This is a genomic window from Streptomyces sp. NBC_01451 (assembly GCF_036227485.1).
Classification (GTDB): Bacteria; Actinomycetota; Actinomycetes; order Streptomycetales; family Streptomycetaceae; genus Streptomyces.
Genome location: NZ_CP109479.1, coordinates 9,262,846 through 9,279,556, shown reverse-complemented (window position 1 = coordinate 9,279,556; position 16,711 = coordinate 9,262,846). Strand labels below are relative to the sequence as shown.

Annotated in this window: 10 protein-coding genes; 6 read left to right on the top strand and 4 right to left on the bottom strand. The window is 70.4% G+C overall.

Translation table 11 applies throughout. The annotated features are described in order from the left end of the window. Window positions 1-303 precede the first annotated feature (303 nt). The 3 genes from OG595_RS41015 (at window position 304) to OG595_RS41005 (ending at window position 4,128) form a co-directional block, all read left to right on the top strand. Window positions 304-684: a hypothetical protein gene (locus tag OG595_RS41015; protein WP_329281273.1), complete on the top strand. Its 381-nt coding sequence runs from the start codon at window positions 304-306 to the stop codon at window positions 682-684. 50 nt (window positions 685-734) lie between these two features. Continuing rightward, complete coding sequence (locus OG595_RS41010) at window positions 735-2,243, top strand: glycoside hydrolase family 43 protein (RefSeq protein ID WP_329281271.1); 1,509 nt, start codon at window positions 735-737, stop codon at window positions 2,241-2,243. 124 nt (window positions 2,244-2,367) lie between these two features. Continuing rightward, window positions 2,368-4,128: a cellulase family glycosylhydrolase gene (locus tag OG595_RS41005; protein WP_329281268.1), complete on the top strand. Its 1,761-nt coding sequence runs from the start codon at window positions 2,368-2,370 to the stop codon at window positions 4,126-4,128. Window positions 4,129-4,186: 58 nt separating this feature from the next. Here the strand turns inward: OG595_RS41005 and OG595_RS41000 are convergent, their stop codons facing one another. Continuing rightward, window positions 4,187-5,167, bottom strand: coding sequence for a LacI family DNA-binding transcriptional regulator (locus OG595_RS41000; protein ID WP_329281266.1), 981 nt, complete (start codon window positions 5,165-5,167; stop codon window positions 4,187-4,189). Between the two features lie 510 nt (window positions 5,168-5,677). Between OG595_RS41000 and OG595_RS40995 the strand changes: the two genes are divergently transcribed. Further along, window positions 5,678-7,024 carry a jacalin-like lectin gene (locus tag OG595_RS40995; RefSeq protein WP_329281264.1) on the top strand — a complete coding sequence of 449 codons (1,347 nt, stop codon included), beginning with the start codon at window positions 5,678-5,680 and terminating at the stop codon, window positions 7,022-7,024. 272 nt (window positions 7,025-7,296) lie between these two features. Here the strand turns inward: OG595_RS40995 and OG595_RS40990 are convergent, their stop codons facing one another. Further along, on the bottom strand, window positions 7,297-8,943 hold the full coding sequence (locus tag OG595_RS40990; protein WP_329281262.1) for a rhamnogalacturonan lyase B N-terminal domain-containing protein: 1,647 nt from the start codon (window positions 8,941-8,943) through the stop codon (window positions 7,297-7,299). Window positions 8,944-9,198: 255 nt separating this feature from the next. On the opposite strand from OG595_RS40990, the gene OG595_RS40985 reads away from it, so the two are divergent. Beyond that, a complete protein-coding gene (locus OG595_RS40985; protein ID WP_329281260.1) occupies window positions 9,199-9,930 on the top strand; it encodes a DUF6250 domain-containing protein in 732 nt (243 codons plus the stop codon). After that, the gene (locus tag OG595_RS40980) at window positions 9,923-12,682 is read left to right on the top strand and encodes an exo-rhamnogalacturonan lyase family protein (protein WP_329281258.1); all 2,760 of its coding nucleotides are present in this window, start codon (window positions 9,923-9,925) and stop codon (window positions 12,680-12,682) included. Before OG595_RS40985 ends, OG595_RS40980 begins: the two co-directional genes overlap by 8 nt. Before the next feature lie 22 nt (window positions 12,683-12,704). Here the strand turns inward: OG595_RS40980 and OG595_RS40975 are convergent, their stop codons facing one another. Continuing rightward, window positions 12,705-14,906, bottom strand: coding sequence for a prolyl oligopeptidase family serine peptidase (locus OG595_RS40975; RefSeq protein WP_329281257.1), 2,202 nt, complete (start codon window positions 14,904-14,906; stop codon window positions 12,705-12,707). Further along, on the bottom strand, window positions 14,879-16,663 hold the full coding sequence (locus tag OG595_RS40970; protein ID WP_329281255.1) for an N-acetylglutaminylglutamine amidotransferase: 1,785 nt from the start codon (window positions 16,661-16,663) through the stop codon (window positions 14,879-14,881). The genes OG595_RS40975 and OG595_RS40970 overlap by 28 nt, the downstream gene beginning before the upstream one ends. Window positions 16,664-16,711: the final 48 nt, after the last annotated feature.

Genomic DNA, 16,711 nt, shown 5'->3' with positions numbered 1-16,711 from the left:
CGGATTTGTTGAAGCGCTTCGACGCTGCCACCGGCTCCGCAGGCTGTCAACATCTCTGGGAAGAGAAAGTTTCCTGGCTTTCAGCCCCTTGTTTCGCGAGAAACATGTCACTAACGTTTCGCCGCCATGTGAAGCGCTTCGACGCCCAGCAGGAGAGGGGTGGCGGTCGACCACTTGATGAGCCGGATCGACGCCGAGCGGCGTCGGGAGAGCGGCCGAGGACGAACGGGTGCTGCAGCGAAAACTCCTGACAGTGCGTCAGAGCAGTGCGTCGGCCAAGTCCCCCTACTCCAAGGACCCGTCATGACCTCACACAGCCCGACCGACCAGCCGGCAGGACTCGCCTTCGGTGCCGACTGCGGCCCCGACCGGACGGCACCCGGCCCGTCCACGGCAGCCGTGACACGTACTGCCTCACCGTGCCCGCGTACCGCGACGCGGCCCGCCGGATCGCCGGGGTGCTCGCCGCCTGCACCACGGGGTGCCCGCAGGCGGCCCGGCGCCGACCCGGGACCGCTGCGGCGCCTCGACGGCTCGGCGGCACGGGTCGAGGTGCTCTACCCGGCCGGGAAGCAGGCCGGTCTCTCCCGGAACCCCGACACCGCAGACCTCGCGCCTGCGCTGCCCACGCCTCCGTCCGCCGTACCGATCCGCCTCACCCACGCGGTGCCCGAGGCGTCCTGAGAACCTGCCGCCGGACCACGACAACCGCACCACCGAAAGGACCTGACCCAGTGTCGGACAAGCAGCAGGCGGACGCCGCCTTCGCCAATCCCGTCATCCCCGGCTTCCATCCCGACCCGAGCATCTGCCGTGTGGGCGACGACTACTACATCGTCTGCTCCAGCTTCGAGTACTTCCCCGGCATCCCCGTCTTCCACAGCCGTGACCTGCTGCACTGGACGCAGATCGGCAACGCCCTCGACCGGCCGAGCCAGCTCCCTCTGACGGGGACACCGTCGTCCGGCGGCATCTACGCCCCCACCCTGCGCCATCACGACGGCCGCTTCTGGCTGATCGTCACCAATGTGACCGAGGGCGCCGGCAACATGCTGTTCACCGCCACCGACCCCGCCGGGCCGTGGTCCGATCCCGTCCGTCTGCCCGACGTCCCCGGCATCGACCCCGACCTCGCGTGGGACGAGGACGGCACATGCTGGTGCACGATCGCCGGGGTCTCGCAGGTCCGCATCGACCCGTACACCGGGCAGACGTTCGGACCGCGGCGCCAGCTGTGGTCCGGCGCGCCCGGCGCCAAGGCTCCGGAAGCACCGCACCTGTACCGGATCGGTGACTACTGGTACCTGCTCATCGCCGAGGGCGGCACCGAGCGCTGCCACGGCGTCTCGATCGCCCGTGGACGCACACCCACGGGCCCGTTCGAGCCGTGCCCGGACAACCCGGTCCTCACCCACCGCGGCACCGACCACCCCATCCAGAACACCGGCCACGCCGACCTGGTCCAGCGGCCCGACGGCACATGGTGGATGGTGTTCCTGGGTGTCCGGCCGCGCGGTGGAAGTCCGGGCTGGCACGTGCTGGGCCGCGAGACCTTCCTGGCACCGGTCGAGTGGGTGGACGGCTGGCCCGTCGTGGGCGAGGTGACACCCGAACTGCCCGCACCGTCCTGGCCTCTCGTCCCCGGCCCCGTCGAGGCGGTCCGGGACGACTTCGACCTCAGCGAGCTGCGGCCGCAGTGGATCTCCGTGCGCGAGCGTCCGGCGGAACACTGCACCACCAAGGAACGGTCCGGCTGGCTGACGCTGCGCGCCCGCGGTACCTCCCTGGACGAGCCGGACGTGATGTTCGTCGGTCGCCGCCAGCAGCACCTGGCATGCGAGGTGCGCACTCGGATCGACCCGGCGGAAGGGAGCGGTGGCCTCGCTGTGCGCCTGGACGAGGAGCACCACTACGAGATCGAGGCGTCCGAAGGAGAGGTGCGCGTCCTCAGCCGTGTCGGACCGCTGCGCAGCGTCGTGGGGTCCCGATCCGTGCCGGCCGGGCCCGTGGTCCTCGGTGTCCGCGTCCGCGCCACCCCTCCCCGGGACGCCCGCACGGGGCCCGACACCCTCACGCTCGGCGTCGAGGAGCCGGACGGCACGTTCACCGCGCTCGGCACCCTCGACGGCCGCTATCTGTCGACCGAGGTGGCCGGCGGCTTCACCGGCCGGGTCATCGGCATGTACGCCGCGGCCGGCACGGTCCGCTTCGACTGGTTCGACTACGAGCCGCCCGCCCTCTGAGCCTTCGCCGCACGCCACGGCACCACGCCGCCGACCGGAGACGTCGGGCTCCCTCCTTCGGCCATCTGTCGCTCCATCCCCCCACGGGCGGAACCCCCGCTCGGCCAACAGAGAAGGATCAAGGATGAAGGGAACGCCACACCCCACCCGGCGCCGCAGTCGCGGCCCCGGCCGTCTGTTCGGCCTCCTCCTGGCGCTGGTCGCCGCGATCGGGCTGACCGGCACCACCGCGTTCGCCGCACCGAGCCACAAGGACACGTCCCTGACCGGGCTCCCGCTGCCCAGGTCGGCCGCCGCCCCCATGGACACGGTGGCCGCGATGCAGCCCAGCTGGAACCTGGGCAACACCCTCGACGCCATCCCCGACGAGACCTCGTGGGGCAACCCACTGACCACCAAGGCCCTGTTCGACACCATCAAGGCCCAGGGCTTCCGGAGTGTCCGGATCCCCGTGACCTGGAGCGGTCACCAGTCCTCCACCACCCCCTACACGATCGACGCGGCATGGATGAACCGCGTCAAGCAGGTGGTCGACTGGGCGCTGGCCGACGGTCTCCATGTCGTGCTCAACGTCCATCACGACTCGTGGCAGTGGATCGCCACCATGCCCACCGACCACGACAACGTCCTGGCCCGCTTCAAGGCCACCTGGACCCAGATCGCGGCCACGTTCCGTGACTCACCGCAGGCGTTGCTCTTCGAGAGCAACAACGAGCCGCAGTTCAACAACACCACCGACGCCCAGGGCAACCAGTACAACAACGAACTCAACACGGCCTTCCACACCCTGGTACGCCAGTCCGGCGGCAACAACGCGACCCGGCTGCTGGTGCTGCCCACCCTCCACACCAATGCGAGCCAGGACTTCCTGGACGTCCTGGCCACCGGGATGAAGTCGCTGAACGACCCCAACCTCGTGGCCACGGTGCACTTCTACGGCTGGTACCCGTTCAGCGTGAACGTCGCCGGAGGCACGCGGTTCGACGCCACCGCGCAGAAGGACATGACCGACACCTTCGCCCGGATCCGCAACACCCTCACCTCCAAGGGCATCCCCGTCTACCTGGGCGAGTACGGCCTGCTGTCGTACCCCGACCACAACCACCCGGCCCGCGTCGAACCCGGCGAGGCGCTCAAGTACTTCGAGCAGTTCGGCTACGAGGCGCGCGCGGCCGGAGTCACCACGGCCCTGTGGGACGCCTTCAACTTCCTGAACCGCACCACGTTCCAGTGGCGCGACCCCGCCATCATCAACCAGATCAAGTCGAGCTGGACCACCCGCTCCGGCACCGCCTCCTCGGACCGGGTCTTCCTGGCGAAGTCGAGCGCGATCACCGCCAGGACGCTCACCCTGAACCCGAACGGGGGTGGCTTCCAAGGGCTTTGGCAGGCCAACACGATGCTCACCCCGGGCCGGGACTACACCGTCTCCGGGAACGAGCTCACACTCACGGCCACCGCGCTCACCCGGCTGGCCGGCAACCGCGCCTACGGGGTCAACGCGACCGTCGAGGCCCGGTTCAGCCGGGGCCTCCCCTGGAAGATCCACGTCACCACGTACGACAGGCCGGTCCTCTCGAACGCGACCGGCAACACCAACGGTGTCACCGTCCCCACCCAGTTCCGCGGTGACCTGCTGGCGACCATGGAGGCCACGTACGCCGACGGCGGCAACGCCGGCCCGACGAACTGGACTCCCTACCAGGAGTTCAACGAGGCGTTCTCCCCCGACTACCCGGGCAACGCCCTCCTCCTCACCTCGAAGTTCGTCAACTCACTGCGGGACAACACGCAGGCGACGCTCACCTTCCACTTCTGGAGCGGCGCCACCGTGACATACCGCGTGACGAAGTCCGGAGGTTCGGTGACCGGCACCGTCGGCTGACCGACGGTCGGCCACCCCGGGTGCCCGTACCGGCACCCGGGGTTCTCCCCCGGTCCGTTCAGCTCTTCGGCGGTGCCGTGCTCTCGCGGACGGTGAGGGTGGTGGCGATCTCCAGGCCCACCTGGGGCACGTCCTCGCCGCGCCCCAGTGCCAGCGCCATCTCGGTGGCGGCCACCGCCATCTCCGCCAGGGGCTGGTGGACCGTGGTCAGGGGTGGATCCACCCAGGCCACGGCCGGTACGTCGTCGAAGCCCACCACACTCAGGTCCTGCGGGATCCTCAGCCCGAGCTCGCGCGCGGCCTGGTAGACACCCATGGCCTGCATGTCGTTGGCGGTGAAGACGGCGGTGGGAGGCTCGGGCCGGGAGAGCAGGCCGCGTGCCGCCGCGTAGCCGTCCTCGCGGGTGAGGAGAGTTTTGACGACCAGATCCGGATCCATGGCCAGGCCGGCTTCCGTGAGTGCGGAGGTGTAGCCGGCCAGCCGCGCGAGGCAGAAGGGATGATCGGGGCCGCTGATCATGGCGATGCGCCGGTGTCCCAGGCCGACCAGGTGCCGGGTCGCGGCCTGGCCGCCCCGCCAGTTGGTGGCACCCACGAACGGCACGTCGTCGGGGAGCTCCCCGTTCGGGTCGAAGACGACGAACGGGATGCCCTTCGCCTTCAGCTGAGCCCGCTCCTCCTCCGACAGCTGCGCCACCGACAGGACGCACTGCGGGCGCCGTTCCAGGGTGTCGTCGATGCTCCTGCCCGGAGCGCCCTGGAGACCGAACTCCGACACCAGGAGACCGATTTTGTTCTTCCGGGCGACTCGTTCCACGCCGCGGATGATCTCCACGGCCCACATGCTCTCCAGCTCGCGGAAGACCAGCTCCACGAGATTGCTGCGGTTCTTCGGCGGCTTGCGGTAGCCGTACCGGTGGATCAGCTCCTCGACGCGGGCCCGTGTCTCGTCCGACACCCCGGACCGGCCGTTGAGCACCTTCGACACGGTGGGCACCGAGACACCGGCGGACTCGGCGATGTAGGCGATGGTGACCACCGCCGGTCCTCCACCGCTCGCGTTCCGCACTTCCGCCTCGTCCGTGGAAGGTGTGTCTGATCTGCTGTCCGGCACGGTGTTCGGTCCCCATCCCCTGGCCCGGTGAGGCGGTCAGTCTGGCATCCCTCGCTGTCGAGGCCGCGGGCTTCGCCGCCGCCAGGAGCCACGAAAGCGCACAACTCGCTTTCGCAGCCCCGGGGAAGCGTCGAAGCCCGCCCCGGAAAGCCATCTTGATCAGGCACTGACGGAATCGTCCACCGTCATGAGGGACACATTCCTCAGTTCGAACGAGGGCGATACTTTCGTGCCGCAGGGGAGGCGCACGGCCACCGCTCCCGCAACCGTCCGGACACCTCCCGATGGCACACCGGCCACCGGCACCACCCTCGGAGGGCCCTGGCCTAGACCACTCGGTCAAGTTTCGATCTCTCCCGCCCGAGCCCGCGACAGAAATGCATTACCGGCGGTAAGTTCCCGCTGCCACTCTCCACTTCACAGGAGCTCCGCTTCATGCGCCGTATTCTCACCTGCCTCACGGCCGCGGCCGTCACCTGCGGCGGGTTCGTCGCAACCGCGTCCCCAGCAGCGGCAGCGGACCCGGCCTCCGGGTCCTTCAGCACCCTCACCTACAACGTCGCGGGACTGCCCTCGATACTCTCCAGCGCGTCCACACCGCGCGACACCAGCACCACTGCCATCGGCCAGCGCATCGCGCCGTACGACATCGTGCACGTCGAGGAGGACTTCAACTACCACGCCTACCTCTACGCCGCGGACACGGCGCACGCGTACCGCACACCCACCAGCGGCGGTGCCGGCATCGGCAGCGGACTCAACACCCTGTCCAAACTCCCCTACGACGAGGACGACTTCGAGCGGGTGCGCTGGAACTCCTGCCAGTGGGACTCCGGCGACTGCCTGACGCCCAAGGGGTTCACGTTCATGCGTGAGCGCCTCGCCGAGGGCGTGTACGTCGACTTCTACAACCTGCACACCAACGCAGGAACGAACGAGGGCGACCTCGCCTCACGCGCCGACAACCTCAACCAGCTGACGGCCTTCATCAAGACCCACTCCGCCGGCAACGCGGTCGTGGTCATGGGTGACACCAACACCCGCTACACCCGCTCCGCGGACACCATCGCCGAGTTCGGCGCCGCCAACGGGCTGACCGACGCCTGGGTGCAGCTGATCCGCGGCGGCACTCCGCCCACCAAGGGCAGCGACGCCCTGGTATGCGACCAGACCGGGACCACCGTGCCGAACACCTGCGAGGTCGTCGACAAGGTTCTCTACCGTGGCAGCAAGCTCGTCTCGCTCAACGCCACGTCCTACAACAACGAGCACTCCAAGTTCCTCACGGACGCCGGGCTCATGCTCTCCGACCACGACCCGGTCTCGGTCGGCTTCTCCTGGTCACGCAACGCCGCCTTCCAGCTCAGCGACCAGTTCGGCGGCCCGCACGGCGACTACTACAACGACATCGACGCCGTACCGGCGGGCGCCCGCCCTGTCAGCCTCACGCTGCGCAGCGGCTCCCGCGTCGACAGCGTCGCCCTGACCCTCGACAACGGCAAGACCCTCACCCACGGCGGCACCGGTGGCACGGCCTCGTCCCTGACCCTGGGCAGCGGCGAATACGTCACCTCGGCCCAGCTGTGCCAGGCGGCGAAGGACGGCCACACCCGGATCTTCTACGCCAAGTTCGCCACGAACCTCGGCCGCACCCTGGCCGGCGGCAGCACCACGTCCGACTGCGTGACGCGCACCGCGCCGACCGGCTGGCAGATCGCCGGATTCCACGGACGCTCCGGCGACGAGGTGGACAAGCTCGGCTTCATCTACACGAAGCGCTGACCTGCTCCACCTCACCGAACACGCGGCGGCGGCCTCCGGGCCGTCGCCGCTTTCGCAACCGTTCCCACGGGGCGGGTCGCCGGTGTCGGTGTGATCACCGTCGATCAGCCGGGGGCCGACCTCCCGGCGGGTCACCGGAGGGCGGCCTCTTCACTCCTGGCTCTGATGCGCCTGCCTGAAAGCACCGCTTCGATGTGCCCAACCCGTCACGCAGTGCGGATACCGATGCCGAACGTCTGTCGGGGACGGCTCGCACTCGCTCCCTCATGCCCTCAGAGCAGGTCGAGGGCGTCGTAGCCGTAGCTGGGGCTGAGGTAGCCTCCGCCGCCCGCCGACCCGCTGGCGACGTCGATGCGCAGGGTGTTGGTTCCGGTGAGCAACTGGGCTGCGGGGATGACGTATTCGTACGTGTGGTTGTTGCCCCGGTAGCTACCGACGGTCAGGGTCCGGGTGGAGGGCTCGGTGGCCGCGGCCGGGATCGCGGAGGTCCAGGTGCTGTTGACGGCGATCTGGGGGCGACCGCCCGCCTTGGCGGTGGTGATGCCGATGCGCAGGGTGCGGTCGGCGGCGGCCTGGGCGGCGGTGAGCGTGAAGGAGATGAGCAGGCCCTGGTTGATCTCCTTGAACTGGTAGGCGGGCCACGCCGAGGCCGCCGAACTACCGATGACATAGGTGCCGGCTGTCCAGGCGGCGGCACGGGAGTCGGAAGGGTGGGCGTAGGTGACGAGGGAGGCGTTCTTGAAGCCGGTCGGGGCGCCGTTCCAGTCACCGACGCGCCAGAGGGCGGTGTCGGCGGCGGGGTCTCCGGTGATCGTGATGGTGTGCAGAGTGGTGGCGGCGCCCGCGGTGACCGTGACGCTCTCGGTGTGCACGGCGAGTTCGCCCTTGTGGACGGTGAGGGTGTAGGTGCCGGGAAGGATGCCCTTGACCGAGTACTTGCCGGTGTCCGCGTCCACCTTCGCCCAGTACTGCGCCTCGGAGTTGGCCACGCCCACAACGTAGGGGTACGAGGTGTCCCGTCCCGCGAGCCCGTTGCCGACGATCCGCCCGCGGCCGCTCGCGCCGGTCCAGCCGGTGAGGCCGAGGGCGTCCACCCAGGCGGTGTTGTCGCGCCCGGACACGGCGGTGGTCGGCGCGGAGCCGTCGGTGAAGGCGAGGACGTACGGGCCATGCAGTCCGAAGCGCTCGGGCTCGGTCTGGCCTTCGGCGTAGTAGAGGTGCTCGTAGAGACCGGCGCCCGACTCGTTTCCGTGGCGCAGGAGTTGGCGGACGAGGGGGCCGCCCGAGTCCTTCTCCTTGTTGGAGCGCACGACCCAGACCGAGGCGGCGGAGGCGCTGAAGCCGAAGTAGTGGTAGTCGATGGTCCGCAGGTTGGCGAAGTGCTTGGACCTGGTGGTGCCGTCGGCCTTGGCGAAGACGTCGGCGGACTCGATGACGGTGTCGGAGTTGGACCAGGTGTCCGGGTAGGTGGTGGGGAAGATGCCTGGCTTGAGGCGTGCGATGTAGCGACTGGCAGTGACGGAGGTGTCGGGCTTGTAGGTGAACAGGTAAATGTTGTTCTCGCCGCTGCGCGCCGCGTAGTAGTGGATCAGGGTGCCGTGGACGACCTTGATGAGGACGACGCCGGTGGCCGGCGCGGAGACGGTGACTGTCGAGGCGCCGAGGCCGCTCTCGACGTGGGAGTTCTTGCCGTCGTAGCCCTGGTACTCGGTGCCCTTGTACACGAAGGACGACAGGTCGCCGTTGCTGTGGTTGACCTTGAAGACCAGGCCGGCTCCGGTGTCGACGACGTAGTTGGTTCCGTCGTCGGTGTAGCCGAAGCCCGCGGCCCTGGCGGTGACGGGGGTGGCGAGGGCGAGGGCGAGTCCCGCCGCCGAGGCGAGGACGGTCCGGCGGGAGATCGGGCTGCCGTACGACATGCGGACAACTCCTGTGGTGCGAGGAAGGGTTGGGGTGGGAGGGCGCCCCAAGCCTGCCCGCCGCAACGGCTCCGCACGGAGATCACCGAGCGATGATCATGAAGTTGTAACAGCACGTCACACTCGGTCCCAACATGCGGGATTCGGCGGCGAATCGGCTTGATCGTGAACGCCTCTTTTCACTTCTGTGGCATTCACTGATGGGAAGGGTTGATTTACGTACGCTTCTGGCCGTCCACAGAAAGGGATCTTCCGATGCGCTACACCTGGGCCACCTTCGTGGTGAGTCTCGCCGCCGCGTTCACCACCGCCCTGTCCACCGGTGCGGCTGCCGCACCGAGCGGTCAAGGCCCGCACCACCACCGTCAGTTGCTGGCCCGCGACGACTTCCGGCACGGCACCGGCCAGTGGTCGACCGAGCTGGAGAAGGGCGGCATCGTCACGGCGAAGGGCGGTGTGCTGGACGTCGACGTGCCCGCCGGGGCCTCGGTGTGGTTCAAGCGGCCGTTCTCCGGCCGCTACGAGATCGACTTCACGGCGACCCCGGTCTCGGCGGGCGGTGTCAACGACCGCGTCAGCGACCTCAACTCCTTCTGGAACGCCCGGGATCCGAAATCCCCGGAGAACCTGTTCGCCACGACCCGCAGCGGCGCCCTGGCCGACTACGACCAGCTCACCACGTACTACGCGGGCCTCGGCGCGAACTACAACACCACCACCCGGCTTCGCCGTTACGCGGGCGTGGCGGGCGAGCGGCCCCTGATCTACGACTACACCTCGCCGCTGCTCACCGCGAACGAACCCAACCGCATCCGGCTGGTCTCCGACGGCAAGCACATCCAGTACTGGGACAACGGCGAGCTGGTCTTCGACTACACCGACGAGAACCCGTACACCAGCGGTTGGTTCGCCTTCCGCACCACCTGGAGTCACTTCCACATCAGCGACTTCCGTGTCTGGCGCCTCCAGGATGGTCACCGTGGCTGAGATGTCGCGCAGAGACGCCCTCAAGGCGGCAGCGGTGACCGTCGCGGCGACCCAGCTCTCCTGGGCGCTCACCGCCGACCCGGCCACGGCGGCGGAGGCCGCGCCCTCCACAGACCCCGTGAAGCTCACCTGGCTGGAGGGCGGCACACCCGCCGAGGCACCCGGCACCACCTTCGGCGTGGCCTGGCCCCAGGGCGCGCTCCGCGCCGACCAGGCCTTCGCCCTCACCGCCGCCGACGGGACGGCCGTCCCCGTCCAGTCCTGGCCCACCGCCCACTGGCCCGACGGCACCCTGAAGTGGACCGCCCACGCGGTCGGCTCCACCGCCGGACCCGCCGAGAGCTACACCCTGGCCCCGGGCACGCCCGCGCCGGCGGACTCCGCGCTCACCGTGGACACCAAGGGCGGCACAATCGACGTCGACACCGGCGTCATCCAGGTCAGCATCGCCAAGTCCGGCGCACACGACGTCATACGCGCCGTCAAGCGCGGCAACGCCAGGATCGCGAGCAGGGCCGAACTGGTCGTCCTGCGCCAGCCGGAACTCGACGACGACCTCGACGGCAGCGCCTCCAGTGCCCGCTGGGAACGCTTCACCGGCCGCGTGCACTCCGTCACCGTCGAGCAGGCGGGACCGGTACGCGCCGTCATCCGTATCGAGGGCGAGCACGAGCGCGGCCGTCGCTCCTGGCTGCCCTTCGTCGTCCGCCTCTACCTGTACGCCGGTTCCGAGGCGATCCGCGTCGTCCACACCATCACGTACGACGGCACACAGCAGGCCGGCAAGGCCGGCGGCGACTTCATCAAGGGCCTGGGCCTGCGCATCCGCGTGCCGCTCTCCGACGAGCTGTACAACCGGCACGTCCGCCTCGCCGGCGCCGACGACGGCTTCCTGACCGAGGCCGTCCAGGGCATCACCGGGCTGCGCCGCGACCCCGGCGCGGCCGTGCGCACGGCGCAGGTCAAGGGCGAGCGGCTGCCGGACATCTCCACCTGGGACACCCGGGTCTCCTCCGCCCTCCAGTACGTCCCGGCCTGGGGCGACTACTCCCTGGCCCAGCTGTCGGCCGACGGCTTCACCGTCCGCAAGCGCACCAAGGCCGGGCACGGCTGGATCCACACCACCGGCGGCACCCGTGCCCCCGGCTTCGGCTACGTCGGCGGGGTCAGCGGCGGACTCTCCTTCGGGCTGCGGGACTTCTGGCAGAAGCACCCCGCCCAGCTCGACGTCCGCGGCGCCGCCTCCGACGAGGCGACCGTCACCCTCTGGCTCTGGTCACCGGAGGCCCAGCCGCTCGACCTGCGCTTCTACCACGACGGCCTCGGCCAGGACACCTACGACGAGCAGACCGCCGGGCTCAACATCACCTACGAGGACTACGAACCCGGCTTCGGCACCCCGTACGGCATCGCCCGTACCTCCGAGCTCTACCTGTGGGCCAACGCCGCCACCCCGACGACCGGCACGCTGGTCGCCCAGAAGGACGCGCTGACCGCTCCTCCGCAGTTGGTCACCGCTCCCGAGACCCTGCACAAGGCGGGTGTCTTCGCCGGGCTCTGGTCGCCCGTGGACCGCTCGACCACCGCCAGGAAGACCGTCGAGGACCGACTCGACCTGCTGTTCGCCTACTACCGGGACCAGCGCGAACAGCGCCGCTGGTACGGCTTCCTGGACTACGGCGACGTCCAGCACACCTACGACCCGGCCCGCCACACCTGGTGCTACGACGTCGGCGGCTACGCCTGGGACAACTCCGAGCTCTCCACCGACCTGTGGCTCTGGCTGGCCTATCTGCGCTCCGGACGGGCCGACATCTACCGTTTCGCCGAGGCGATGACCCGGCACACCGGCGAGGTCGACGTCTACCACCTCGGGAAATGGGCGGGCCTGGGCACCCGGCACGGGGTCCAGCACTTCGGCGACAGCGCCAAGCAGGTCCGTATCTCGACGCCCGTCTACCGCCGCCTCTTCTACTACCTCACCGCCGACGAGCGCACCGGCGACCTGATGCACGCCCAGGTCGACGCGGACGAGACGTTCCTGAGGCTCGATCCCAACCGCAAGGTCCGCACCGACGGCTACACCCCCGGGGACCGCCACGCCCTGTCCATCGGATTCGGCACCGACTGGAGCGGCCTCGGCTGGGCCTGGTGGACCGAGTGGGAGCGGCGCGGCCCCAAGTGGCGGACGGCGAGGAAGAAACTGCTGGCCAGCGCCTCGACGATCGCCGCGCAGCCCAACGGTTTCGTGCAGGGCAGCGGTCTGTACGACCTCGACACGGGCGCCTTCGCCGTCCAGACCGCCCCCGTCATCGCCGTCTCCCACCTCTCCGCGAGCTTCGGTCTGCCCGAACTGGCGGCCGAGCTGATCGGCGCTCTCGACGAGAGCGACATCCCGGGCTTCCGGGCCGCGTGGCTGGACTACTGCCGCTACTTCAACGCCACCTCCGCCGAGCAGAAGGCCCGCTACGGCGCGAGTTTCAAGGTGAGCCTGGTACAGGGCCACTCCCGGCTGGACGCCTACGCGGCGAGTCAGACCGGCGAAGCCGCACTGGCCACCCGGGCCTGGAGCAAGTTCCGTACGGGCGACGGCTATCCGGACGCGAGCACCTTGTGGACGACCACCGAGATCGACGGCCCCACCGTGCTCAACGCGGGCACCGACGCTCCCTGGATCAGCACCAACTCCACGGCGCTCTACGGTCTGGCGGCCATCGAGAACCTCGCCCTGGTCGGTGACACGCCGAACTGAGCAGGCGCAGGGGCAGGGCCGTTCAGCCGCCGAGGTGGCGTTCCAGCCAGTCGGCGGCGGCCCTGCGGAACAGTCTGCGGTTGTCCGCGCGCAGGAAGTCGTGGCCCTCGTCGCGCAGGGTGAGGAGTTCGGCGGGGATGCCGCGTTCCCGGGCGGCCCGTACGAACTGCTCGGACTCCCCCGGCGGCACGTTGGTGTCGTGTTCACCGTGGACGGCGAGCAGCGGGACCCGCAGCGCGTCGACACGGCTCATCGGGGAGAGCGCGTGCAGCAGGGCGCGGTCGTGCTCGGGATGGCCGTACTTGTGCACCGCCGACTCCGCGATCCACGGCTCCGTACCGGCGAAGAAGGTCAGGAGGTCGGACATGCCGCAGACGGCGACCCCGGTGCGGAAGAGGTCCGGATGCCGCACGAGGGAGGCGAACGTGAGATAGCCGCCGTACGAGCGGCCCATGACCGCGAGCCGGGTCGGGTCGGCGGGACCCGCCGTCACCGCGTGGGCGGTGCAGTCCGCAACGTCGTCCAGGGCGGCGAAGCGGCCGGTGCCCAGGTCGGCGTCGACGAAGGACCTGCCGTGTCCCGAGGAGCCTCGGACGTCGGGGGCGAAGACGTCCAGGCCGCGGCCGAGCAGCTCGTGGTACAGCGGGCTGAAGACGGGGCGTTCCTGCTCCTCCGGGCCGCCGTGCAGATGGATCACGCAGGGCGCCGGCTCGTCCGGGGCTCGTCCGGGCGCCCTGTAGTACCAGCCGCTCAGGGGCAACCCGTCCCGTGCGGTGAGGCGCTGGGGAACGGGGCGCACGGGTGGGCGGCCCGGCGGGACGGCGTCCTCGTCGCGGGAGGACCACGGGGTGCGCAGCAGGGACACGCCCTCGTGGGCCCACCACACACCCGGGCGGCGTTGCGAGCCGGAGAGCGCGAGCAGCATGCGGCCCGGTCCGGCCGCCACCACCCGTGTGACGACCTCGTGCGGCAGGGCGACGGGTCTCGCCGGCCCTGTGCCGGGCGGGGCGTGGTGCGCCGGGGAGGTCTCGACGAGTTCGAGTTCCCCGGCGCCCTGCGCGTTCCACACCAGCACGGCGGTGCGGCCGTCGTGGGCCATCGCCAGCAGTTCCAGTTCCTGGTCCTCGCGCTGGACCACGACCGTCCTCTCGTACGGTTCGCCGTCGGCGCCGAGAGCGACCGCGAGCAGCGCCGCGTACTCCCGGCCGGCGTCGCTGCGCAGCCAGAGCGTCCGCCCGTCCGGGGAGAACCGGCCGATCCACGGATCTCCGTCGGCGACCGGCACCGTGCACGTCGTCACCGAGTCGGCCGTGCGCCGGACGACCGCCTCGCGTCGTCCGCGCGGCCCCCGGCGCAGCAGCGCGAGCGTTCCGTCGCGGCTGAGGTCGCACACGCGCAGGGTGGCGGCGTGCGTCTCCGTGGCGAGAAGTACCGGTGATGCCAGGCCGTCGGGATCGATCAGGTAGGCGGAGAGACCGCCGCCGGGCCGGACGGCCGGTGCCTCCGGTGTCCTGAGATCCACCGGCGCCGCCGCCGTCCGCTGCCCGGAGTCGTGGCCGGCGCCGCCGAGGAGCGTCGCGCGGCCGTCCCGGTCGGCCCAGTCGGACGGGAACGCGGCACCGGCGGGATCCAGATACGCGTGGGCGGTCGCGGTGACGGCGACGGCCGACCCGTCGTGTGTCCAGCACCCCAGGTGGGCGGAGCTTCCGGGGTCGGCTCCGGCCAGGATGCGACGTCCGGTGCCGTCGGGCCGTACGCACAGCACCCGCGTGTGCTCAGCGCCGCCAGGCGCGGTCGTGTACGCGATCCAGCGGCCGTCCGGCGACCAGGACACCTCCTTGACGGGATCCGGGGAGGAGTCGAGCAGCCGCACCTCGGAACCGTCCACCGGACCGGCCCACAGCTGCGGGACACCGCCCCGGTCGCAGATGAAGGCCGTCTCCGCGCCGTCGGCGCCGGCGGAGGGATACCAGCAGCCGTGCGCGTGCAGCCGGGTCACGGCCTCGCGCGGGCCGCCCGCCCCCGGCAGCGGCACCGGGACGGGGGCGGCGGCACAGTCAGGGTCGTGCGTGTCCGCCGGCCGGGCGTCCGACAGCAGGGCCGCCAGTGCTGCGAGGCCGGGTGCCCCGGGCTGGGCCACGGCTGACGGCCGGGCGGGCGCCACCGTCTCCGGCGCCCGTGTGCCCGGCTCGTCGGTCACTTGATCCCGTGCGTCTGCAGCCATGTCTCCAGCAGAGCCACCTGCCACAGGGCGTTGGCTCCGCGCTTGGTCCGGTGTTCGTCGGGCGCCGCCAGGAGTTCGGCGACGTACGACTCCTGGAACACGCCGCGCTTCCTCGCCTCGGGTGTGTCGAGTGCCGCACGCACCCGGTCCAGGACGGGCCCCGCCATGTGCTTGACCGCCGGGACGGGGAAGTAGCCCTTGGGCCGGTCGACGATCTCCCGGGGCAGAAGCTTGCGGCCTGCCTCCTTCAGTACGCCCTTGCCGCCGTCGGCCAGTTTGAGCTCCGGCGGGCAGGCAGCGGCCAGTTCCACCAGTTCGTGGTCGAGGAACGGCACCCGGGCCTCCAGACCCCAGGCCATGGTCATGTTGTCGACCCGTTTGACGGGGTCGTCGACGAGCATGACGTGGGTGTCCAGCCGGAGTGCCGCGTCCAGGGCCGTCTCCGCCCCGGGCACGGCCATGTGGTCCCTGACGAAGCGGCCCGAGACGTCGTCGCCGGGCAGCATGTGGGGCTGAAGGATGCGCGTGAGGTCGGCATGCGGGCGATCGAAGTACGTCTCGGCATACCGGTCCGGCTCCTCCTCGCGGGTGACCTCCGCCAGCTCCGGGTACCAGTGGTAGCCGGCGAACACCTCGTCCGCGCCCTGGCCGCTCTGCACGACCTTCACCTCCTTCGCCACCTGCTCGGACAGCAGGTAGAAGGCGACCGCGTCATGGCTGGTCATGGGCTCGCTCATCGCCGCGACGGCACCGTCCAGGGCCGCCGACACCCGGCCGGAGGGAATCATCAGCCGATGGTGGTCGGTGCGGAACTCCCGGGCGACGAGGTCGGAGTACCCGAACTCGTCCCCTTCCTCTCCCCCCTCCGCCTCGAACCCGACGCTGAACGTCTTCAGGTCGCGCCGGCCCTCGTCGGCCAGCAGCGCGACGACCAGGCTGGAGTCCAGCCCGCCGGAGAGCAGGACCCCGACCGGCACGTCGGCCACCGTCCGCCGGCGTACGGCGGTACGCAGCGCCTCCAGCACCGCGTCGCGCCATTCGGCCGGGGCCATGTCGGCGTACTCGGGCCGCCGGGTGTACGACGGCTGCCAGTAGCGGTGGTCGTGCTGGGTGCCGTCCGGTTCGACGACGCGCACGGTGGCCGGCGGGAGTTTGCGGACGCCGTTGAGGACGGTGCGCGGCGCCGCCACCGTGGCGTGCCAGCTCAGGTACTGGTGGAGGGCCACCGGATCGAGGGAGGTGTCGACGTCCCCGGCGGCGAGAAGGGCCGGCAGTGTGGACGCGAACCGCAACCGGTCCGGCGTCCGCGCCAGATACAGGGGCTTGATCCCGAGCCGGTCGCGGCCCAGCACCACCCGACCGGTGCGGTGTTCGACGAGAGCGAAGGCGAACATGCCGTAGAAGCGCTCGACGCAGGCGGTACCCCACTGCCGGTAGCCCTTCAGCACCACCTCGGTGTCCGACGTCGACTCGAAGCGGTGGCCCAGCCGCTGGAGCTCCTCGCGCAGCTCCTGGTAGTTGTACACACAACCGTTGAAGACCCCGGTGAGCCCGCCCCGGGCATCGGTCATCGGCTGTGCCCCGGACTCCGACAGGTCGATGATCTTCAGGCGGCGATGCCCCAGGGCGACCTCGCCCCGCGTCCACGTTCCCTGTCCGTCGGGACCACGGGCGGCAAGCCGGTCGCTCATGCGCTCGACGGCGGCGAGGTCGGGTCGCCGGCCGTCGAAGCGGATCTCCCCACTCAGGCCGCACATGGCCTACCTCCTTCATGACGGCGGAAACACCCCCGGGCCGGCCCGGCC

Bases quoted from the DNA above. Each gene is read 5' to 3' on its own strand.
- OG595_RS41015 (WP_329281273.1), top strand. From the start codon at position 304: ATGACCTCACACAGCCCGACCGACCAGCCGGCAGGACTCGCCTTCGGT.
- OG595_RS41005 (WP_329281268.1), top strand. From the start codon at position 2,368: ATGAAGGGAACGCCACACCCCACCCGGCGCCGCAGTCGCGGCCCCGGC.
- OG595_RS40995 (WP_329281264.1), top strand. From the start codon at position 5,678: ATGCGCCGTATTCTCACCTGCCTCACGGCCGCGGCCGTCACCTGCGGC.
- OG595_RS40990 (WP_329281262.1), bottom strand. From the start codon at position 8,943: ATGTCGTACGGCAGCCCGATCTCCCGCCGGACCGTCCTCGCCTCGGCG.
- OG595_RS40985 (WP_329281260.1), top strand. From the start codon at position 9,199: ATGCGCTACACCTGGGCCACCTTCGTGGTGAGTCTCGCCGCCGCGTTC.
- OG595_RS40975 (WP_329281257.1), bottom strand. From the start codon at position 14,906: ATGGCTGCAGACGCACGGGATCAAGTGACCGACGAGCCGGGCACACGG.
- OG595_RS40970 (WP_329281255.1), bottom strand. From the start codon at position 16,663: ATGTGCGGCCTGAGTGGGGAGATCCGCTTCGACGGCCGGCGACCCGAC.